General features: G+C 45.1%; 16 protein-coding genes, 1 tRNA gene and 3 pseudogenes. 9 read left to right on the top strand and 11 right to left on the bottom strand.

The window, feature by feature from the left end:
* Positions 1-12 precede the first annotated feature (12 nt).
* The 3 genes from PATL_RS01715 to PATL_RS01705 all read right to left on the bottom strand — a co-directional run bounded on the left by PATL_RS01715 (position 13) and on the right by PATL_RS01705 (position 5441).
* Positions 13-1251, bottom strand: a complete 1239-nt coding sequence (locus PATL_RS01715; RefSeq protein ID WP_011573265.1) for a glycerate kinase type-2 family protein — start codon at positions 1249-1251, stop codon at positions 13-15.
* Between the two features lie 9 nt (positions 1252-1260).
* Positions 1261-2841, bottom strand: a complete 1581-nt coding sequence (locus PATL_RS01710) for a sodium:solute symporter (RefSeq protein WP_011573264.1) — start codon at positions 2839-2841, stop codon at positions 1261-1263.
* 152 nt (positions 2842-2993) lie between these two features.
* On the bottom strand, positions 2994-5441 hold the full coding sequence (locus PATL_RS01705; protein ID WP_011573263.1) for a TonB-dependent receptor: 2448 nt from the start codon (positions 5439-5441) through the stop codon (positions 2994-2996).
* 203 nt (positions 5442-5644) lie between these two features.
* Between PATL_RS01705 and PATL_RS01700 the strand changes: the two genes are divergently transcribed.
* Complete coding sequence (locus PATL_RS01700; protein WP_011573262.1) at positions 5645-6940, top strand: MGH1-like glycoside hydrolase domain-containing protein; 1296 nt, start codon at positions 5645-5647, stop codon at positions 6938-6940.
* 18 nt (positions 6941-6958) lie between these two features.
* The gene (locus tag PATL_RS01695; RefSeq protein WP_081429962.1) at positions 6959-8173 is read left to right on the top strand and encodes an AGE family epimerase/isomerase; all 1215 of its coding nucleotides are present in this window, start codon (positions 6959-6961) and stop codon (positions 8171-8173) included.
* A gap of 174 nt (positions 8174-8347) precedes the next feature.
* On the opposite strand, the gene PATL_RS01690 is transcribed toward PATL_RS01695, so the two are convergent.
* Positions 8348-9733: an alkaline phosphatase PhoX gene (locus PATL_RS01690; protein WP_011573260.1), complete on the bottom strand. Its 1386-nt coding sequence runs from the start codon at positions 9731-9733 to the stop codon at positions 8348-8350.
* Between the two features lie 138 nt (positions 9734-9871).
* On the bottom strand, positions 9872-10105 hold the full coding sequence (locus PATL_RS01685) for a hypothetical protein (RefSeq protein ID WP_041713159.1): 234 nt from the start codon (positions 10103-10105) through the stop codon (positions 9872-9874).
* A 91-nt stretch (positions 10106-10196) separates the two neighbouring features.
* On the opposite strand from PATL_RS01685, the gene PATL_RS01680 reads away from it, so the two are divergent.
* From PATL_RS01680 to PATL_RS01660, 5 genes are all read left to right on the top strand, one after another.
* Positions 10197-10273: transfer RNA gene (locus PATL_RS01680), tRNA-Arg, on the top strand.
* Positions 10274-10487: 214 nt separating this feature from the next.
* Positions 10488-10973: a hypothetical protein gene (locus PATL_RS01675; RefSeq protein WP_011573258.1), complete on the top strand. Its 486-nt coding sequence runs from the start codon at positions 10488-10490 to the stop codon at positions 10971-10973.
* A 10-nt stretch (positions 10974-10983) separates the two neighbouring features.
* Complete coding sequence (locus tag PATL_RS01670) at positions 10984-12438, top strand: hypothetical protein (RefSeq protein ID WP_011573257.1); 1455 nt, start codon at positions 10984-10986, stop codon at positions 12436-12438.
* Positions 12425-12979, top strand: coding sequence for a dCTP deaminase (gene dcd / locus PATL_RS01665; RefSeq protein ID WP_011573256.1), 555 nt, complete (start codon positions 12425-12427; stop codon positions 12977-12979). Before PATL_RS01670 ends, dcd begins: the two co-directional genes overlap by 14 nt.
* Before the next feature lie 13 nt (positions 12980-12992).
* The gene (locus PATL_RS01660; RefSeq protein WP_011573255.1) at positions 12993-13427 is read left to right on the top strand and encodes a hypothetical protein; all 435 of its coding nucleotides are present in this window, start codon (positions 12993-12995) and stop codon (positions 13425-13427) included.
* Between the two features lie 105 nt (positions 13428-13532).
* Here the strand turns inward: PATL_RS01660 and PATL_RS01655 are convergent, their stop codons facing one another.
* The 3 genes and pseudogenes from PATL_RS01655 to PATL_RS23065 form a co-directional block, all read right to left on the bottom strand.
* Positions 13533-14099 (bottom strand): hypothetical protein, encoded by a 567-nt coding sequence (locus tag PATL_RS01655; protein ID WP_011573254.1) that lies wholly within the window; start codon positions 14097-14099, stop codon positions 13533-13535.
* A gap of 268 nt (positions 14100-14367) precedes the next feature.
* Positions 14368-15210: pseudogene (locus PATL_RS22860) on the bottom strand (transposase); the annotation flags it as partial.
* Positions 15211-15284: 74 nt separating this feature from the next.
* Positions 15285-15582, bottom strand: a pseudogene (locus PATL_RS23065) (hypothetical protein); the annotation flags it as partial.
* Positions 15583-15689: 107 nt separating this feature from the next.
* Between PATL_RS23065 and PATL_RS22855 the strand changes: the two are divergent.
* Both PATL_RS22855 and PATL_RS01645 read left to right on the top strand, forming a co-directional pair.
* Positions 15690-15949 (top strand): annotated as a pseudogene (locus PATL_RS22855) (hypothetical protein); the annotation flags it as partial.
* 106 nt (positions 15950-16055) lie between these two features.
* Entirely contained in the window at positions 16056-17567 is a 1512-nt protein-coding gene (locus PATL_RS01645; RefSeq protein ID WP_011573253.1) for an FG-GAP repeat domain-containing protein, read from the top strand.
* 470 nt (positions 17568-18037) lie between these two features.
* On the opposite strand, the gene PATL_RS01640 is transcribed toward PATL_RS01645, so the two are convergent.
* The 3 genes from PATL_RS01640 to PATL_RS01630 form a co-directional block, all read right to left on the bottom strand.
* Positions 18038-19633, bottom strand: a complete 1596-nt coding sequence (locus PATL_RS01640) for a class I adenylate-forming enzyme family protein (protein WP_011573252.1) — start codon at positions 19631-19633, stop codon at positions 18038-18040.
* Positions 19634-19665: 32 nt separating this feature from the next.
* A complete protein-coding gene (locus PATL_RS01635; RefSeq protein ID WP_011573251.1) occupies positions 19666-20538 on the bottom strand; it encodes an SDR family oxidoreductase in 873 nt (290 codons plus the stop codon).
* A 73-nt stretch (positions 20539-20611) separates the two neighbouring features.
* Positions 20612-22423, bottom strand: a complete 1812-nt coding sequence (locus PATL_RS01630) for an acyclic terpene utilization AtuA family protein (RefSeq protein ID WP_011573250.1) — start codon at positions 22421-22423, stop codon at positions 20612-20614.
* Between the last annotated feature and the right edge of the window lie 5 nt (positions 22424-22428).

The following is a 22428-nucleotide window of genomic DNA, read 5'->3' as shown; positions in this document are numbered from 1 at the left end:
TTTACACTCAGGCTATTCGATAATAATCGCTCTAAAGTCATTAACGTTGGTGTTCGTTGGACCGGTAATAACCAAATCGTCGATGGCCCCGAAAAATTTATGGCTGTTATGCGAGGCTAATAACTCAGCAGCACTGACGCCCGCAGCAGCTGCACGATTTAAGGTAGAGCTATCAATGTACGCACCTGCAACATCCTTACTGCCATCCACACCGTCAGTGTCGCAGGCCATAGCAGATATCCCCTCAATGCCGTCAAGCTCTAGTGCTAATGCCATCAAATACTCTTGATTAGGCCCACCGTCGCCATACTCTTTGCCAACGGTAACCGTTAGCTCACCGCCTGAAAATAACATCACTCGCTCGCCATTCGCTCTGCATGCTAATGCTTGCTGAGCATGAGCTTTAGCCACGTCACGAGCTTCCCCTTGAATTTCGTACCCGAGCACTTTGGTTTGCCAACCTTGTTGCTGTGCTACCGCAATGGCGGCATCAATTGCATGCTGAGCGTTGGCCACAATATGATACTCACTCGGCGCGCTATGTTTTGGCGCCACTTCAGGTTTAGCCAAGTAGTTGGCAATACTGCCTACCGGTGTCCAATGGTATTTTTGCAAGATAGCGGCCGCTTGTGCCTTGGTTGAAGGGTCTGAAATGGTTGGGCCAGAAGCGATATCCGCCGCGTTGTCACCCACCACGTCCGAGATCATCAAGGTTACGTGTTTTGATTTCGCCGCTTGGGCGAGCCTGCCACCTTTAACCAAAGACAGCTGTTTACGCACTGTGTTTATTTCATCAATGCTGGCACCGCTGCGCAGTAAAAACTGATTTAGTTGCTGCTTATCCGCGAACGGTACGTCATCCACAGGTAAACACATCAATGACGAGCCGCCACCAGAAATCAGAAACAAAATCGGGGTTGTCGCGGGTGTCTCGCGCACTAAATCGAGTAACGCTTTACCTGCCACCAAGCTGTTATTATCTGGTGTGGGATGATTTGCCGTGAGCACTTCAATTTTTCCCGTGTCACCTGCACTTTCATATCCGTAGCGGGTCACAACCGCGCCGTAGCACTTGTCACCTAACACTCGATAGGTTTCGGCGGCCATTTCAGCTGCAGCTTTACCCGCCCCCACAACACAAATGCCATTGCTTGTATCAAGCTTGCTTAACTGCTCGGCCATGCAAGCACTGGGCTTACAGGCCGCAACAGCGGTGTTGAATAACTCGAGTAGAAAAGCGTGATATTTCATTCTTTAACCTTAAACAAACGCGGTGGGGATATATAAACAAAAGGCGATCATAGCAGCGAACATACCCAGTAACAGGACGATGTCTTTGGTGGTCAAAATTGACAGAGACACGGGCGCAGCTGCGGCTTCTTCTTCGCTTGGCTGGTAAGTAAAAGGTTTGACTTTGCTCATCATCATTGCCATCACAATCGTGACGACGAAGCCGATAAAGTTCCACCAGAACCAGAAGATTTCAGGCGCTATCATCGAGATAAGCAAGTTAAATAGCACCCCGCTAATAAGCCCAATGTTAACGTGTAAACCTGACGTGCTTTTGGTTAACACTGCTAACAAGAACACGGCAAGAATTGGCCCGTAGAACAAAGAGCCGACCTTGTTAATCGCCTCAATAATCGTTGGCGCGATGTTGCCAGCATAAAGAGATAGCACCAAAGTAATCGCGCCCCACACTAAGCCCATGTATTTAGCCAATTTCAAGTAGCCGCCTTGGCTCAATTCTTTATTGGTTATACGGCAGTAATCTTCTATGGTGACCGCAGACAGCGAGTTAATTGCGGAGCTGAGCGATGACATAGCGGCAGCCAATATTGCGACAACCAATAAGCCGATAAGTCCATGAGGTAAGTAATTTAAAATGAACATCGGCATCATCCAATCCGGATTATCCGTCGGGATCTTAGCCATAAAGCTAGGCTCAGTCATGGCTAAAGTGCCCACAATCAAACCCGAGAAACAATACAAAATTGTGATAGGAAAACGAATAACGCCATTGGCTAAAATCATATAGCGCAGGTTGTCAGGATCTTTTGCTGACAACGCACGCTGGGCTTGGGTTTGGTCACAGCCATAATATGACGCGTAAAGTACCACACCACCGAATATCATTGGCCAGAAGCCAAAACCGTCGCCGCTAAAGCCGAACGAATCAAACTTAACCGCTTGCAGGCGATCTGCATCAACATTGGCAACAAATGAATCCACGCCACCTAGGTAATACAAGCCGTACCCGATACAGGCCACAGTGCCTAAGATGATGATAACCATTTGAATGGCATCGCCGTAGACCACCGCTTTCATACCGCCTTGCAGCGAATAAAGCACGGTAATGACACCGGTTAATAGAATGGCTTGCCATGCTTCGATACCCATGGTGCCTTGCAGAATAAGCGATACGGCGTAAATCATAATACCGGTCGCAAAGGCCCGGCTAAACTGAAACACGATACTGATCAACACACGAGTGGAGCGACCAAAGCGCATTTCTAAATAATCGTAAATACTGACAATGCCAGCGCGGTAAAGCTTGGGCAGAATAGTCGCCAGAATAAGGATCATGGCCAAAGGCACACCTAATTCGTACGACAGCCACTGCATGCCGCCACCTTCACGTAATCCCACAAAGGCGGGAGCAGAGATAAAACTAATTGCTGATAACTGAGTGGCCATGACCGACAACGCCAAGGGTTTCCAACCTAGACTTTTCCCACCCAGAAAATAGTCACTTTTATTTGTCTGTTCTCGCAACATAAATCCCATGACTAACAAAGCCACCAAATACAATGCAACAACCAAAAAATCTAGAGTATTCATAATTTTATTCACATATCTGCACGAACGTAAACCATACCGCTGGTGCTACTAAATTGAAAGAACGGTGAATAGTTGCTCACTGAGATACCTTTCAGTGAGCAAGCTATTCAACCTAAATGGCGCAAGGAAGCGCCAGTACACACAAACTTACTTTAGAAATCATATCGTGCTGTTAAGCTCACTCTGCGTGGTAGCACTGGGCGGCCCACGAAGAACTCGCCACCCGACACTTGGCTGTTACCTTGACGAGGTGAGCCTTCGGTAATGCCGTCAGTGTCGAACAAGTTCCACACACTGACGCCGACACGAATTTGCTGATCGTTATTTAGCTCCCAAGAATAACCGGCACTTAAGGTCGCAATAGTGTGGCTATCCAGTTCGACTGAGTTATCGTCGTTCGCGTAAGCATCACCGAAGTAACTCAAACCTAAGCGCGCATCAACAAAGCCATTGTTATAAGAAACCGCAAGATTACCCGAGAACTCAGGCTGTCTTCTTGGTTGCTTACCTACGTTACCGCCTTCGCTAAATTCAGCGTCTTGATAGGTCACGTTACCTTCAAGGATCACTTCGTCTGTCATATTCCAGCGAGTAATCACTTCAGCGCCTGTGGTTTCCGTTGATTGCTGCTTCACCACTTCTAGTAATCCGCCTGAGCCATCATTTTCGAAGTCCACTGAACGGCGATTATCCAAGTTCGCTATGAACAATGACGCATCTATGTATAAATCTTCTGGGAAATACTTAAAACCAATCGCGCCCAGGGTAATATCTTCGCCCTCGTAGCTTTGTGGCTCACCGTTTTCGTTAAACGTGATACTTCTGATTTGCGGGAAGAAATAACCGGTTGACGCATTCGCGTATAGGTTCAGGTCTTGATCATCCATTTTGTACAACACAGCCGCCGAGAATGCCGCTTCGGTTGTAGCCACTTCACCGTAAGTAAAACGCCCGTTACCTGTGGTGTTAACTTGTAAGTTCGGTGCTAATGATGGGTCGTCATTTACCACAACCACTTCACTGCCTTCAGATTTAGTTGTCCCTTCAGCACGTTCAACACGCATACCGACGTCGAGTGCCCATTGGTCATTTTCCATCTGGTCCGTTACGTAAAACGCCATACGCTTACTGGTTAAATCTTTATTGGTGTAACTTGTGCCTGGCCCGACAATACCGTTTTTCGAATATTGCACTGTATCACCCGCTTCATTGGTGAAAGACAAGTCAACCAAGCGCGCGCTGTCGCCATTGCTAAAATCGGCTAAATAGCTGGAGATAATGTTGTAATCCATCTGCGATGAGTTGATGAAGAAGGTACCGATATTCACGGTATGGTCGAATCCGCCTGCCTCTATGTCACCTGTTAAGTTGAATTCAGTACTGAAGAAATCACCGTCGCGCTGGCGATCTAATAAGCGGTTACCGAATAACAAGTAATCTTCTGGTAACGCATTGCCGGTTTCAGACCATGTATAGTTAGCGCTGCCTAGTGAGCTTAAAACGTCACCGTTTGCGGTGCGACCTAGGTTATTCGCGTAACCTTCTTGCGTCTCTGGCGTGTTGGCAATGCCGTCGCCATCCAAGAATAGGTTGAACTGGTGGTCATAGCTGGCGACTTTTGCCTTACCCGCTAAGCGCCAGTTGTCAGTTAACTCTTTCTCAAAATCAACACCGAATGAACCACCCTCTGTGAGCACACCATTTCGAATAGGTGATTCATAGGTGCCATCGGCTGTGTCGTAACGTAAATCGGCTGCGGCAACGGTTTGTGCCACATAGACGGTTTCGCCATCATTACCGGTTAAACGCTCGCGGCTGTCACCTTCAAGGGGTAAAGGAAGGAAAAACTGCACTTGGTCATCAATCATTTGACCGTGGAAGGTAATATGGCCATCGTCGAATTCTTTACGAATGTTACCTCTAAGCTGGTAACCCTTGGTTTCTAAGCCTGTTTCTAACGGGCCTTCATCGTAACGATAGAAACCAGAGATCGCGTAATACAAGTTTTCATCACTGGATAACGCGCCGCTATTATAGAAGTCTGTTCTAACTCGGCCTTCTTCGGCGATTTCGACCTGCACTGTGGTTTCTGGATCGTCACTGCCCGTACGCGAAATATAGTTGATAATGCCGGCCACTGAACCTGGGCCAAACAAGTTAGACACACCACCACCCACGTACTCGACTCTTTCTATGCCGATGTCAGGACGGTAGTAAACATCTTGTGCTGACGATGTCATGCCAGATTGGAATGCCGGCATGCCGTCGTAATTAAGGGGAGTAAACTGAAATTGACCACCAGAAGGTAAACCACGAACGAATGCGTTGGTTGCGACTTCACCCCCGCCCCCCTCTACTTTAATACCGGGAACACTCATGAGTATGTCAGCTTGACTCGAAAACCCTGTGTTGGCGATTTGGTCTTTACCAATCAAGGTCGTTTTGGCTGGGGTGTCTGCTTCAGTACGTGCAACACTAGAACCGGTAACAATAATATTTTCATACTCATCATTGTCAGGGGTTTCCGTATTTGCTTCTTGGGCCATTAATGGGGTGGCAAAAAGTATCGAAACTGCACAGGCAATAGGTGTCATTTTCATGGTGTTCTCCAACTCTTTTTAAGATGGTCAATGTCAATGGTGTGTATTCGTCACTTATTCGTTATTAATGTGGCGAACGTTCATTTAATGTTATTAATTTGTTACTTCAAAACGGATTAAAACACACGAAAAAAACATTTACAACCCATAATGAGTGCTTTAAGATTCAATTATCGTCTGATAACCCAAAAAGAGCACCCGTTATGACTACCAACGTTAATAAAGTACATTCTTTAGAGACTGCAGCATTAATTAAGAAAGCCCAAGAGACGCTAGTTGCCAATGACTTAGGTGGCTACACCGTACCAACACACGGTCTATACCCTTTTCAATGGAACTGGGACTCCGCTATTACTGCATTAGGTTGGAAGCATTTCGACGAACCACGTGCTTGGCAAGAAATCGAAGTTTTGTTCGACGGCCAGTGGGATAACGGCATGGTGCCGCACATACTATTTCATCAAGACTCCACCACGTACTTTCCTGGTCCAGACATTTGGGGCTCTGACAAACGCGTGAAAAGTACTTCTATTTCCCAGCCGCCGGTGGTGGCCACTGTCATGAAAGACATGTTAGATACGGCGGACGATAAAGCCTTTGCTTTGAGTAAAGTTGAGTCACTGTTTTCGAGCTTAGTGGACTATCACTTATGGTGGTATAACGAGCGTGACCCGCTAAATACTGGCTTAGTGGTAAGCTACCACCCGTGGGAATCAGGCATGGACAACAGCCCAGCATGGGATGAAGCCTTGCACGATGTACCTTGCGTAGATTGGGCCTACGAGCGCCGCGACTTAGGTCATGTCAACTCAGCCCAGCGCCCCCATAAAAGCGAATATGACCGCTTCTTGTTCTTGGTCGACTTCTTTAAAAAGCACAAATTCGACAGCAAAGTGATCTTCAATGAGTGCCCCTATAAAGTGAACGACATCGGTATCATTTCGATATTGCACAGAGGCAGTAAAGATATACTCGCTTTGGGTGAAACCTTAGGTATTAAAGACGAGCGCTTAGACGTTATCGCTCAACGTATTGCCCTCACTGAAAGTGCCATTAATACCCTGTGGTGTCCTGAAGCAGAATACTTCTATTGCCGAAACGTACTCACTGACACCCTATGTAAAGTGCGTACCTCTGCCGGGATGTTAACCGTGTTTGCAGGTTTGGCTGATGCCAAGCAAAAAGACATTTTGAACAGCAAAGCCAAACAATGGAACGAAACCAGCCAGTATTGTATGGCGTCAACTCACCCCGAAGAAAGCCGCTACGAACCTCAGCGTTACTGGCGCGGGCCTATCTGGTTACACATTAACTGGATGATCGCTCTGGGCTTTGAAGCTGAAGGTTACCAACAAACCGCAGATAAATTACGCAATGACTGCCGTGCCCTCGTTGACTTGTCAGGCTATTACGAATACTTCAACCCTGAAACAGGCGAAGGTTGTGGCGGTAAAGACTTTTCATGGACAGCCGCCATCGCCTTGCATTGGTTACTGTAAGGTAGCAAGCAGATGAATATCACGAATAACGCCCCATCGTTTCATGCTCCAGCGTTTTTGGTTGAGCATATTAATGACACGCTTAAATTTTATGAAACTAACGTAGACGACCCCCATGGCGGTTTTTACCAAAACTTTTTAGACAATGGCGAGGTGTTCGACAAAGGCACTCGTCACTTAGTCAGCTCAACCCGTTTTGTGTTTAATTACGCCCGTGCGTACCAAGAATTTCGCACTCCGAAATACCTTGAGCGGGTCAAGTCAGGTATCGAATTCATTCGTAATGCCCATTATGTACCTGAAACGGGTGGCTATAATTGGTTATTAACTGTGCAAAGCGGTGACGTGACGGTGCAAGACCAAACCAATCACTGCTATGGTTTCGCGTTTGTGATCCTGGCCTACAGCTGGGCGCTGCGGGTGGGTGTTATAGAAGCTCGCGAGTACCTGAACGAAACATGGAATACCATGGAGCAACACTTCTGGGATGCACAAGCCGGTTTATACAAAGACCAATGCAACGCCGATTTTAGCGTGTGCGATAGCTACCGCGGGCAAAATGCCAACATGCACACCTGTGAAGCGTTGATAGCAGCGTATGAAGCCAGCGGTGAGCGCCACTTTCTTGATCGCGCCATCGCCCTAGCAGATAAAATGACCAACCAACAAGCTGCCCTTATGGGTGGTTTGATTTGGGAACATTACAACCTCAACTGGCAAGTGGACCTTGAATACAACAAAGACGATCCGAAAAACCTGTTTCGTCCTTGGGGTTTTCAACCGGGCCACCAAACAGAATGGTCAAAGCTATTGTTGTTTATCGCTAGGCACGACCCGCAGCCTTGGTTAGTCGAGCGCGCTAAAGCCTTGTTCGATGAATCACTTGCTGTCGCATGGGACAAAGAGCACGGCGGGATATTCTATGGGTTCGCCCCAGATATGAGTATTTGTGATAACGAAAAATACTTTTGGGTTCAGGCTGAATCTATGTGCTGCGCCGCATATTTGTACCACCATACTGGTGACGCTACCTACGCGGATTGGTACAACAAAATTTGGCAATACTCGTGGCAGCATATGGTTGATCACCAATACGGCGCTTGGTTCAGGATACTGACCCACGACAACCAAAAAATTGATCAGCTGAAAAGCCCAATCGGTAAAACCGACTACCACACCATGGGTGCTTGCTACGACGTACTCGAACTAGTGCGCCGCCACCCAATGGCGTAAATAACACCACGCTTAGCTGTCGCAACGCTTGTAAACACAATAAGCAATGCCAGCCCGGCAAAAAGGTAACAGGTAGTACTAGCCTGCATGAAACACTGTGTCCCCCTTGGTTTCATGCGGGCTTTTTATTGTTTGCTTGTCAGTGCAATGACTCGCCTGCACATAACATTGGTATTAACCAGCGAACTTATCCCAAGGCCCTCTGATGGCTAGGGTTCTGGTAGGTGAATACAAATTAACAAACAAGACTGAACCATCAGGCGAGAAACACGCTCCAGCCAATTCGGTTTGCATATGTAAACGCGCAAAATCGTATGCTTCACCTTTCGGGGTAACACCGCGTAAGTGGTTTTCTACCACGTCAGTATATTGGTCTTCGCACACCAAAAGATGGCCGTAAGGCGTAACGGTCAGGTTATCGCCGAAGTTGTACAACGATTCATCCTCGCTTTGTAAGAACAACTGCAACCTGCCCGGCGCATCAGCCTCTTGTGGCTGGCCCTCGAAAGCCGATGGCTGATAGCGCATAATCTGCCCCAACTGCTTGCTACCGCCATTGGTGCAGCAAAAATACAATTCGTTGTCTCCCCAGTGGATCCCCTCACCACGAGCAAACAAAGCGGCCCCGTCTTTATAACCTCGAGCACGCAAGTCGTCTTCAGGGCTTTCGGGGTTATCTAAGTTTACCCAATGGGCATCTACCCATTCTTGTAGCGGCATCTGCTGAGCTTCCCAATTGCGCGTATCGTAACCTTGGCTGCCTTTAACGCCGTTAGTACCGTTGAGCACTAGAGCTTGCAGTTGGCCGCCTTGGTCGAGCTGCCCGCGCTGATGAGGGATAAATCGATAGAACAAACTGTCGCCGCGATCCTCTGTCAAATACACAATCCCCGTGCGTGGGTCTACCGCAGCGGCTTCATGGTTAAAGCGCCCCATGGCGGTTAACGGCTTTGGCTCAATTAAGCCGTTTGCCGTGGCTGGCACTTCAAAAATATAACCATGGGACTTGGCGACACCTACACCTGCTTTAAGCACTGACTCTTCACAGGTTAACCACGTATTCCAAGGGGTCGCACCACCTGCGCAATTACGCACCGTGCCAACCAAGGTTAAAAACTGCTCTTCAAGGGTTTGGGTTTTCAGGTTGTACACCAATTTACTGGTACCCCCAGGTAGCGCCACGCCATTATCGGTCTGATCATAAGCCATGGTGCTCTTATGCTGCTGAATGCTCTGCTCAGCTTTGATTAAGTCGCGTGGATGCAACTCATGGTTACGAATAAGCGCCACGCGCTCTTCGTCCAATGGGAAACAGCCCATGCCGTCGGCTCTATCCGGCACGGTGAAACCATCAGACATTTTTTCACCTAACTGAGAAATAACCTGATAATTAAAGCCAGCTGGCAAATCCAAAACCTGTTTGGGATCAGCCAATAACGGGCCAAACCCATGCGTACTGGCTAATGCAGAAGCCGCGTTCACTTTTCCAAAATAACTTGCCGTTAAACCACCAAACGCCAATGCACTTGCACCCAAAGTAAACTGTCTTCTTGTTACCATAATCTTGCCTAAACCGTTGAAATGAAATCAAACACAAAATGTTATGTTATCACATAATATTATTTGAATTGTTCGTTAATGCTGTTAAAGCGTGATTATAAAAGGCAAATACCACAGCAATATGACAACGTGGTTTTATTACCAAGGCACGATAAAAGACAAAAATTGGCTGTGAGCAAACATCCCCAACAATAAAACCAAATAACAGTGGAAAATACGCTGTATTTCATTAGAATCAGCGCTCACAAAATGAAGCACCCGTAGCTCAGCTGGGTAAGCGCCAGTCGGCGCAGCCGATGAGAAGTGATTTAACATCACGTCGAGAGGAGCGAACGGAAGTACAGGATGTACGCGCTGGGGGAATATCATCATGGACGTGTTTACGCCATAGTAAAAAGAGTCACCCCAAGCTTTATATTGAGAATAGCAGTACCGATACAACATGTATCAATCAGCAAAATATGCACCCGTAGCTCAGCTGGATAGAGCGTTGCCCTCCGGAGGCAAAGGTCACAGGTTCGACTCCTGTCGGGTGCACCATTTTTAAAGGGCTGCAGGCCTAATCCAAAAAAGCAAAATCTCAAAAAACCATTCCATGTAGCAAATATGTAGCTAATTGAATATTTAGATACCACGTAGATTCAATGTGAATAATGTACAATTGCATGCTTTTATGTTAGTAGTTATAGTATAACTTTAAGGTTCATCGTCCGCATATTCGAATAGTCACTAATTAATATTTGAGGGAATTTAAATGAGCATAGATACACTTTCTGAAATTCGGAACTCAGTTTATGCAAGTAAATACTTGTCTCGTGCCGCTTTACTTGTGAAAAATAATAAGTATCCGTTCAGAGACGAAGAAAATGTTTTTCGATTTACTGAAAATTATTTAAAAGAAGCTATTGAAGGAAAAAAATACTTTAGCAAAGAGAAAGTAGACTATTCACATTTAGCTAGCCTGCAACCCGCCAGAGATTTAAATAGTGTTTCTGATCTCGAGAGTTTCATAAAAAGTGCTTCTGGCAACAAGAACAATAAAGACTTTATTCTTGAATTATTGAATCTTTCTTATGACGTTTTAAAAGAAAAACATAATCACTCTGAGATTGGTCAAGATAAAGCTGAGTTGGCTTCTAAATTTTTAAAAGCTTTAGCAGATATACAGAGTTCAAAAGCCGACGAAAAACTTTTCGACACAAATACAGACAGGCGAACGGAATACAATCTAGCAATTTAAGAGATAAAATATGGAAGTTTTTAGTAATGCGATTCGAAACATAAAATTGCAGTTACAGGAGGTAAATAGCTTATTGACCCAATGTGAAGCCGCAACATATTATTTAACACAAAAAATATTTATAGATAAACTTAGGGAAGATTTAGAAGAGTGTTATTTAGATCTTGAAGATATAGGGGTAATGATTTCAGATTGCCCCGATTTATATCCAATTAATGATGTATATCCTCAAATTTGTTCTTTACAAAAACAGGTCGCCTTAATTAGTAATAGAACAAATATAGTTAGGAGTTCTCGATTTGAACTAATACCTTGGAGTGCTATTGGTATGATTCACTCCTTAAAAAATATTATTGCTCCTGCTGAAGAATTAGTTGTAACGTCTTCTACCCTATCAACCTATAGAATATGGAAACCAATTAAATCAGATGGCGCACAAAAATCAGATACTATCTCGATACTAGAAATACCATATCTTTACAGACGAAATGCATTTTTGCATATTTTAGTTGCTCATGAACTGTTTCATCTTAGAGCTGATGATTTTTTAGCTTCAATAAGGGAGCAAGCCTTAAACTCAATAAGAGAATGTTGGGATGAACTGATACAACAAAAAAAGCACTCTAACATATCGGTAAAAAGTGACAGCGAGGTCGAACTAGATAACACGCTATTGTTTAATCACACCTCAGAGCAAAAGAGTAAAAAGAAAGAAGATGATAAAGAACGTATTGTTAATAAAACTGTTGAAATATTTAATTCAACATTAAAAGAGATATTATGTGATATTGGTTGTTTTGCTATTTTTGGTCCTTCAGCATTTCTTGCTTTACACCAATTGAATGAACTCAATACAGATCGAAGTATAAATATAAATTCTGACAACTATCATCCTCCATTCGAACAAAGGATGCGAATATTAATTCATCTGATGGAATCACATCCATTGTTTTCTGCAAGTTTAAACGAACTTAAAGAGAAAATTAATGATGATGCGCGCATAAGTCAAATAGGTTTAAGATTTTTTGACAAATTAAATTCTGGTATAAAAGAAATTAAAACTGAACGCAAAGTTGATTCTACGCAGTCATTATATTATTACATATTACATATTTCAAAAAGTGAAGTAGATAAATTTATAGATAAAGCTTGCGACTTTGTGACTGGAGTAATTGATCATACTGAAGAATCATGGATTGGAAAGCAAACTGAAATTTCCGACCATATTTACAATTTTTCTAAGTTTTCACCATCAGGATTCAAAAAAAACGCTTCAGACTTTTCTATGAGTCCGTCTTCAAATGGAGCATTGGGTTTAGCTGCTTGGATCAATAACTTGGGAAGAGATTTTTTACCTGATAAAGAAGAGGATCTAAATGTATTTCTAACTGATTGCAATATTCTTTTTAAATCATGGGATGATGCTGAAGTTATAAAGGAGTGGCCAGTCAATGGTACTGACTAAAGAAATAATCAAAAGAGACCTTAAAGCTGATAACGACTTTTGGATAACACCGTTACTTAGTGAAGAACAATTTCAACCAGCGTCTCTAGATGTGCGGCTAGGTAAAGAATTTATTATCTTTAAGAAATCAAGGAAGCAATGTATTGATTTAACCCTAGTGGATAGTAAGTTGAATAACAAGCTCATACACGAATTTCAGGAAAGAATTAGACTTAGTATTAATTCACCTTTTACTCTGCATCCGGGAGAGTTAATTCTAGCTTCAACACTTGAATACCTGTCTTTACCCAATAATATTTTTGCCAGCGTTGAGGGAAAATCAACTTTAGGCCGTCTAGGATTAATTATTGCTACAGCAACGGCCGTATCGCCTGGTTTTAAGGGCTGCATTACTTTAGAGATAGTCAATCAAGGTGAAATTCCAGTTGTTGTATCTCCGGGTCAATTAATTGGGCAAATTATTTTTATGCGCACCGAGGGTACCGCAACGTATAGAGGCCGATACCACTATCCAGTTGGCCCCCAATTCCCCAAAATATAGGAATTTCATAAGTATGACCAATTTTGAAAATATCGAAAATCTTAGCTTAAATGATTTGGAAATTGAACTGCTTGACCAAATCCCCTTTAAAGCAAGAGCAGAAATTTTAATTAATAACGACAGAACTATTATTGAATCTCCATTGAATGGTCGGGACGTTGAAGGCCTTTTTTCATTCGAGCAAAGAAAAGAAATATCAATTAAATTAAAACGTTATATCCGCTCTTTAATTGATGATTTGAATGTGAGTTTCAAACAAAAAATTTGCATTGAGCTAGACTTTTGCAAACGACTAGCAGCCCTAGAAAAGGATAGATTAGAGCTTTTTTCCATGTTATTTGATTTACTTACCGCAATCTTTACTTCTTTTCCTATTGCAACGCTAACTTATCTAGCTTGGTACTTGTTAAAGTCAGGTATGCATAAATATATTTGTTCTTGTCCTTAGTACAGTTATTTAAAGTAATCCAAACAGAACCAAAAATACATATACACCTAACCCACCTATACCACCTGTCCCAATTTTGATATAGGTGGTACAGGTGTGATAGGTCTAATCGGAATTGAAAATTTCATCTTTTTCATGACCCAATAGCCTTGCAAAACTGGTCTGCATTTCAGAACGTGATGGAAACTCATACATAGCATCACGTCCATGTTTACCATGCCTATCGATTCCCATCCGCTGAACCAGCTTACCGATAGAACTGCGCACTTTGGGTATTACAACCGGATAACCATTATCTTCTAGCCATATACGACAATTATTTACTAAATCTTTTGTGCTTAGCCTAACAGCGCCGCCAAATGGACGGTCATTGCTTAACTCAGCGCGAAAGAATTGTTGGTAAGGTGAAAGGTTTTGAAGTTTTTCGTCTAGTAGTGCTTGTGTAACCGGAGCTCTTCTAGAGTCAAAGCCGTTTAAATCGTATTGCGACAAATAATGAAGCAGACAATTAGCCCCTCCTTCATTAATCCACTTCCACAAATTATCAAAATACTCTTTGTGCTGTGCATATTTAGCAGATGGTTCAAGGACAAGGAAGCGTCGCTCCCTTCCCCCCGCTTTTAAAACTTGATCATGATTGCTGGCAAAAATAAATCGCGTATAACTTGGCATGTGTATAGCGTCAATTCCCTTTCTCTCTAGACAAACACGCGGTTCAGTAATTAATTACATAGACACCCATCTTTAGATTCGTATAAAAAACTCTTCTGCTCAGAAGGGGGGAAGACCCCTCAACAAGCATTAAAGTACTTTTCATTTGAACGATTAGGGATTTCTACTGGTATATTAAGCGTGGAAGGAGAAAATCCAGCGCAAGGTCAATTTTCAGGCAAGGGATTAGGCTACAAGATATGCATGATATGTAATGTTCGAAATTGATTTATGCGCGCCTTAATAACTCTCTCGCTTTGGTCATTCCCCGCAGCCGTTGATGATGAGTGTGGCGTTTAAATACATTCATCATTTGCTCAGCGCCAGCAGCGTAGCAGAAGTGTTTTTCGAACTCCGTGGTTAAGGTTAACCATTGAGCAGAGTCTAATCCCAATCGTTGAAGAATAGGACTGTGGATATTATCGATATGACCGGCCTTATCATCACGAATGCATCGGCCTGTCGTGTCTACCAATTCACAATAGTCTTTGAGTGAGTAAGCGATACCTCGAGGCATATTTTCACGATGATTTCCTACAAAGGGCATTAAAGCACTCGGTTGCTCTCGTTTATTTTTAATCGCCTGCGCACGTTTTTCGATACTGGTGTGCTTTGACGTTTCGGGTGTTTTTGCCATTTTTGCACGAATGGGGTTTAAATCTACATAGGCCATGCACGCCAGTACGGCACTTTCATCTAATAAGGCCTGAGATTTAAATCGCCCCTCCCACTAATTTATCAGGAGTAAATTAGAACAGCTTTAGCTGGCCCGAAGGGAGAGCGCCAAGGATGGCGGCGAATAAAAACGCCCGGTGCAGCCATCCTCTTTGTTAGCTTCACGAGCAATATACTCATTCAAATCACGCATAAACCAGCTTATGTCGTACAAACGTTGCCGATAGGTTTCAACGGTCTCATCAAAGGTGATTAGCTCTCCTTGGCTCAGCGTATCGCCGTTCATAAACTTCTGAGTCAGCAAAGTGCCTCTATGTAGTTTGTGATAACGCCTCAACACTTCATCGGTACCGAAGCCAATGGCCAAGGCTTTATCGACACAAAGCACCACGTGAGTCTGCTTCAGGCATCCTGCCTTACGCCCTTCGGGCCAGCTAAAGCTGTTGTAAAATGTTCCCGACATTTTCACTGATTATTCATGACCCCATAAGCACAAATACGGTAGCCGCGCTATCGATGGCAAATACCATAGATAAAAATGACAAACGTTCTTCCACCCAACCACGGCGATGCTCGTAACTCTGGCCAGAATGCGCATCGACTCCGCACAAAAAAGACTGCCGCACACGGCGGGAAACACAATGACAAATTTATCGGGAATAAAATTTGAACAGCTTTAGCTGGCTTCGAAGAAGTGAACGACATGGATGTTGTGAATAAAATAGGGCGTATCGATTAAACTGATTTGGCTTTTTCGAGGTTGAGGCATAATCCATCTACCTGACTAAATGAAACACCAATCAAGTCTAGTTAAGCCCTGAAAATTGACCATTTTTATCATGGGTGTCATTATATCGCTTGCGTTCGGCTAAAACGTCGGGAACATTTATTTCAATGCCATCGTTCCAAGAAACAAATCGTGTCCTAGGGAAGCGGCAGTTTCTGGTAAGCGTGATGATTTACTTGGCCTGAAAGAAAACGTAATCGTTTGTCGACTAACTCCAGCTAGCACTGGTTTCTCTTCTCACCAAGAACGTCATGCTAGACGTGATATTGAAGAGGAGGTTGAAGTAACAGTAAATGCTGACGAGGCAGAACAAGCTTTAGCAGATGCATTACACGCTGAAGCAGGATGAGCTAAATTTTTAAATGTAATTAAAAAAAACGCCTTCTTGGCACTTTTATTGTATGTAAGAAAACATAAAACCAATTTGGGGACTTCCTAAATATAAGGATGTATTCATGAAAATATTGTCAGTAGTATTGCCAATTGCTCTGCTTTTTTCTTCCAGTTGCTTTCCTAAGACCGTACTCGATGGACAATTGTCAGATTCTATAACCTTAGAGTCTGGAAGCCGTGGGGCCATACTATTTTCGAGTGTCCAGCTTGAATCGGATGAGCCCAGTTATACGGGAGCTAGATTTCATGTGGTCAGCTTTAGTGATTCTGTTTCACTTACAATTATTGAGAGCGATGACATATCGACAAATTTAGAAGAGGTGCACTATCAAGGAAAGTCTGTTGCTGAGGTTATAACCTCAGTGGATCAGCACTTTATTATCCAATTTTATGAAAACTCGGATCTCAATATAGTCAATAGTCTGATTCAGGCCATAGGTGTTAGCACGGATGAAGAACAGACTAGTTACCAATTTAACTACTACTTTGTTAGTGAAAACAAGCGAAAAATCTACCCTACAATTAGTGAATTTGATTATTCTAAAAATGAGGCCGTTTCCGCTTCTCTAAGTAATTTGGAAGAGACCCTTGGCGTACCAATTACTACTCCAGTTCTAGTTACAGATTTAGACAATGACCTAAAAAATGACTTTTTGGTAGCTGATACCTACTTTGATAATGGGATTGAGTGGTTCGTACTTGACTCTGAATCGGCACTGAAATTAAAGGCGGAGGATACTACATTCGATCTCGTTCCAAGTATTGTGACAGCTATTTTACAGCCAATGACTATGGCAGATTTGGACGGAGATCGTGATCTAGACATGGTTTTAGCCTATCAAGACAATAGTTTTTGCGAAGGCAATGAGGATTATGAGTACAGTAGTTGCCATATGTACGTCAAAAATGAGGGAACAGTTAATGAGCCGGTTTATGATTTTGACAATGCTAAACCGTTAAGCGAATTAGGAGCGATGTGTGATACGTTTACGGATTTTTCTATTATCGAATTTGTTGATCTAGATAATGACGGAGATATCGATATTGCTTGTGGCAGCAATGATGACCCTGGATGGTTGTACGAATTTTACGTCAATGTCGGGGATAAAAACACCCCTATATTTGAAGCGCAATATAACCCGTTTATCGAAATCAATTTGTTAGAATCGGTCATTCCTAGTTTTGTCGATGCAGACTTAGACGGAGACCTCGACGTCTTTGTAGGGAAAGTGGATGGAAAAAGCATCATTTATGAAAGCTCCGTCAATGATGCTGGTGAAGTGGTATTAGCAGAATCTAACTTAACATTACTTGGCCTTGAAGAAGGTAATGGGCGATTTGCTGATTGGGACAATGACGGAGATCTTGATTATTACATTTCCGGCTTTTACGAATCTCCAGACGTGTCTTATTTTGAAAACCTTGCTTATCAAGAAGTCCAAATTACGCTCGAACAATCAGAAGAACGAGTCGGTGGAGCGATGTCCTTTACATTACTCTCGACTCTTTTTTTAACAGTACTTACACTTTTAAGAAGAAACAGATTGAGAAACCCTATTTCAAAATGCCTGTAGGTAGGGCTGTTGTTGCAAAGTACAGTTTATTGCGCAAATCTTTCTTATACGCTTTGGGGTTAGTTTTAACACGGCTCAACTAAGTGTTTGAACCCTCTTGGATTTGTGCAATTGGAAATGTCTGATCTTCCCCTAACTCTGTAGACACTTTTTACTGGGTGAGTAAGGCGAAAGCGGCCGTTAGCACAGGTGAGTTAAACAGCCTGACGACGTTAATGACGACCTATCAAATCAAATACCTCTACCAGAGCCCCATATTTAGTACCCCAACTTGCCCGAATAAACGACTTAGCACCCGATAGGTAAAAACCTGTGTTACGTTCAACTGAGACGTCGGGAACGTTTTAGGACATGCGTAGCATGGTCGCGAAGCGACGACCGCCATGGATGGTGGAAGCAATCCCGCTAGAAATAGCACTTATAAGTGCTTTTCTCAATGTAGCACTTTGAAGGAGCCGCCAAACCCTCACCTAGTCACTTACATCACCAAACACATCCTTATACTGCTCTCGCAACTCCACCTTTCTGACTTTCCCTGTGCCTGTAACCGGTAGGGTTTCGCAGATAAAAATGGCTTTGGGGACTTCGAATTGCCCTAGCTGGGCTTTGCAGTGCGCTTCGATAAGAGCAAGGTCAGCTTCACTGAAGGTTGTGCTGATAATGCAGGCACACACGGCTTCGCCCCAATGGGGGTGGCTCACGCCGAAAGCGGCTGCGCGCTCGATACCCTCTAGTAATTCCAAGGCTTGCTCTACCTTTTGTGATGAGACATTTTCGCCACCGGATTTTATTGTGTCTTTGATGCGATCAATAAACAGCAGTTGGCCTTGGTTATCGATTAAGCCGATATCCCCCGTGTGATGCCAGCCGAATTTGCCCGCCTCTGCCGTGGCTTGCTCGTTCTTATAATAGCCACGCATAACTTGTGGCCCGCGCCATACGATCTCCCCTGCTTCGCCGTTTGGCAGCTCGTTGCCTTGCTTATCAATAATCGCTTGCTCACCAGTGCACACCGGCACGCCCCAATAATTACCTTCGCTAAATTCGGTTGGAGTTTTATCTCGATACATACAGGCAACAGGGGCGAACTCGGTTTGCCCGCTGCCCAAATGCATCTGGCAACCAAAGACTTTGCGCACTTTTTCTAGGCTTTTACTATTCATAGCAGCCATGGAATACACCCCTAATTTGAAATGTTGAAAGTCGCGCTGTTCAACATTCGGCGTGGCGAGCAGTGCATGCCACATCATGGGCATAAACACGGCGGTTTCGATTTTTTCCTGCTCAAGGCTGCCCACAATAACGTTAGGGTCAAATGCAGCGTGCAGCACAGTACAGCCCCCGCGCATCATGACTGGGTGTAGCACAGCCAAGGCCGCACAATGAAACAACGGCAGCACCAACAACATCCGGTTATAGCGATTTAGCTCAAGCTCAATGACACCGGTTAACGCCGCTATGGTCAGGGCCAGATGGGATGACTCAACCGCTTTAGGCCGTGATGTGGTGCCCGAGGTGTAGATCATGTGGGCCGTATCTCTGTCCTCAATAATACGATCATTAATCTCTTGCTCACTTTGATTATCAAGCAGCGCTTCTAAGCTGTAATCAGATTTGCCCTTGGTATTGCCCATTTGCACGGTCAGCTTGATGTGTGGATTACCTTGGGTGCTGGCGTGCACTAGCTCGGTAAACATCGCTTCGTAAATAACCGCTGAGGTTTCGCTGTGTTCAAGGTTGTAGCGCACATCGTCCACGCCTTGCATAAAGTTAATGGGTACAGCAATGACACCAAGTTTGTAGCAGGCAAAGTACACGGTGAGCATGTCGCGCTGATTAGTGGAGAATAACGCTAATTTATCCCCTTGTTTAACGCCCTTTTCGATCAAGCCGTGGGCCAACTGATTCACCCGTTTGTTTAGCTCGTTATAACTGGTTGCTCGGCGCATTCCTTCCGGAAAATCCACAATAGCGTGCTGCTCGCCACTGTCTCTGCTGCGCTTACGAAGCAGGTCACCTAAGGCAACGCGCTCTATCAGGTTTCTATTCAATGCGTGGTTATTCATCTTCACATCCTTCGTTGATATTGTGCTGCGCGTTAGCGCAAAACCTTGGGCGGCGCTGAGCGATGAAAGCCGTCCCACGTTGTGCTGTTAACAGGTGCGGTTTGGCCAAGTGGTGCAAGTGCAGGGGCTGAGCCCATACTGGCTGCGCCGTCCACCCACATAGATTGGCCACTGATAAAGTTGGCTCCAGGGCTCATTAAAAAACAAATCAGCGCAGAGATTTCTGCTTCGCTAGCAATACGCCCTAGGGGGACTGCATATTTTAGATTGTTTATCGCGGCCTGCATCTCTTGGGGGTAGGTATCAAGGCCAGAAGAGGCCACCCAACCCGGTGCCACCGTATTCACTCGCACGCCATATCGGCCCCATTCCCACGCGGCCGTTTTAGTGAGGTTTTCGACACCTGCGCGGGCAGCACCAGAGTGCCCCATACCCGGCATGCCGTTTTTGTTATCCGCGGTGATATTGACTATGCTGCCGCCATGGGCTTTGAAGTGCTGTTTGAACAGCTCTCTGGCCATCAAAAAGCCGCCCACAAGGTTGGTTTGCACCACACTTTCAAAGCCTTTTTTGCTGATGGCCTCTAGTGGCGCGCGAAATTGCCCTCCAGCAATATTCAACAAGCCATGCACATGCTCATGGGCTTTTAAAATGGCGCTTACAGTGGTGATGACCTGCTCTTCATCGCGGATATCCAGAGCGAAATAGTCTGCACTTCCGCCATCATCGATGATCTCATTACTGGTGCGCTGCAATTTTTCTAGATTGCGCCCAAGCAGAACTACGCTCGCCCCTAAACTTGCCAATTCATGGGCGGTGCAGCGACCAATTCCACTGCCGCCGCCCGTGACGACGTATGTTTGCCCAGCAAAGCTGTTTGCCCTTAAGCAAGATTGATAGCCCATGGCTTTCCCCTCAATTCGCAGCTGTTCATAGTCAAGCGCGTCAATTTCGCTATCTTCTTAGCACGCGAACTCATCACATGTCTTCCCAGCTTTTTGGCACCCTAACCGGCATCGACAACAACATTTGCGCGGCTGCCTTGCCTTGGGTATCGGTTCTGAGTGACGCGGTGCCGCCACCGCCCAGCGCTTGGGTCATAAAGAAGTTAAACCCGTTTATGCCTGGCACGTTATAGCGCAAGACGTGCCCTTCAATTTGATGGGCAAAGTAGATCGCGACAGCCTGCTCAGTCACTTGTTGGTAGAGCACAGGTAAGAATTTCGCCTCTCGCGCCATAAGCCCAATATTGACGTTATCGCCTTTATCGCCGCTACGGGCATAAGCCAATTTAACCAGCGGCACGCTAGTTAGCGACTCACTGCTTGCAGCATCAGAGCTTGTAACGTCAGCTTTAATAGCATCTGGCGAAAATTGCGCAGCCTCGATAGAGGCAGATGACTCAGGAGTCAGGTAGCATTGGGTGAAAAGCACGGTTTTGTTTAATTGCACCGTAACCGGTACGTCTGACTTATCAATCAGCGTTGAATGTACGCGAATCAATGGTTGCGGTTTGGGCCGCCCAGCCCCAAAACCACTCATGCCCGGCGCTGCTGAGGTGGCTAAATAGGCAATTTCACTGGCGGCAAAGTGCAATGCCACCTTGTTATCGTGATGCAAACCAAACTTGGCAATGACCTCCCGAGTATTTTGGGCTTTTGCGTGGGGGCCGTAGGTATCTTCTGCACCCATAATTTCGATACTGGTGCGCCGATAACCGCTTAACCCTTTTGCAGCAAAGGCTCGCTCGGTGCGCTTCACAAGGGCATTTATATTGACTCTGGCTTTGTCTGCTGCTCGCTCGCCCCCCATAAAGAAAGAGCTTATCAACTTGTAGCCATCAACGTAGGTAGCGCACACCTTATACTGATTACCCGGCGCTCGCCCCTTTGCTCCTGAAACGCTGACCCTATCTTTGCCTGTTTGGGTCAGGGTGATATTGCTAAAGTCACAGGCGACATCTGGCAATAAATAGTTCGCTGGGTCGCCTATTTCATACAAAACCTGCTCGCCAATCGTGGCCTCAGTCACCATGCCACCAGTGTTTGGCACTATGCCTACCTCGAACGCCCCGTTGGCGCTCACTTGGGCAATAGGGTAGCTCATGCTGGAAAAGTCAGGCACCAAATGCCAGTCAGTGAAGTTACCGCCGGTGCATTGGGCGCCGCACTCTAAAATATGCCCCGCCAATGCGCCTTGGGCCAGTTTGTCGTAATCGTTTTCTTGCCAATTAAACTCGTGCATAAGCGGCCCTATCACTAAGGCACTGTCGACTACGCGCCCGGTTACCACCACATCTGCACCAGCCGCTAAGGCGTCAGCGATGGGGCGCGCACCTAAATAGGCGTTCATGCTGGCTAAGCGCTCGGGTAGAGGCTGCCCAGTTTGCATTTCTGCAAGGTCGTCGCTATTCAGATTGGGGCGATTGGCGGATAGGTCATCACCGTATACCCCTGCAATATTCAAGCTGATATCAAGCTCGCTGCATAACTGCTCAAGTGCCCTTATGCAGCTCGGTACATTCATACCACCGGCATTGGCGATCACTTTTATGCCCTTTAGGGCGCAATCGGCCAGCACGTCTTTCATCGCCACGGTGACGAAATCCACGGCGTAGCCGTAATCGCTGTTTTTGGCTTTGGCTTGAGACAAAATAGCCATAGTGACTTCGGCTAAATAATCAAATACCAAGTAGTCAATATTGCCATCGTCCACCAGCTGGCGAGCCGATAGTTGACTGTCGCCATAAAAGGCCGATGCACCGCCAATTCTTACTGTTTTGTTGCTCATAAACG

Origin of the sequence: Paraglaciecola sp. T6c, assembly GCF_000014225.1 — a bacterium.
GTDB classification, from domain to species: domain Bacteria; phylum Pseudomonadota; class Gammaproteobacteria; order Enterobacterales; family Alteromonadaceae; genus Paraglaciecola; species Paraglaciecola atlantica_A.
The sequence above is the reverse complement of the archived record's forward strand: the minus strand, read 5'-3'. Positions and strand labels throughout refer to the sequence as shown.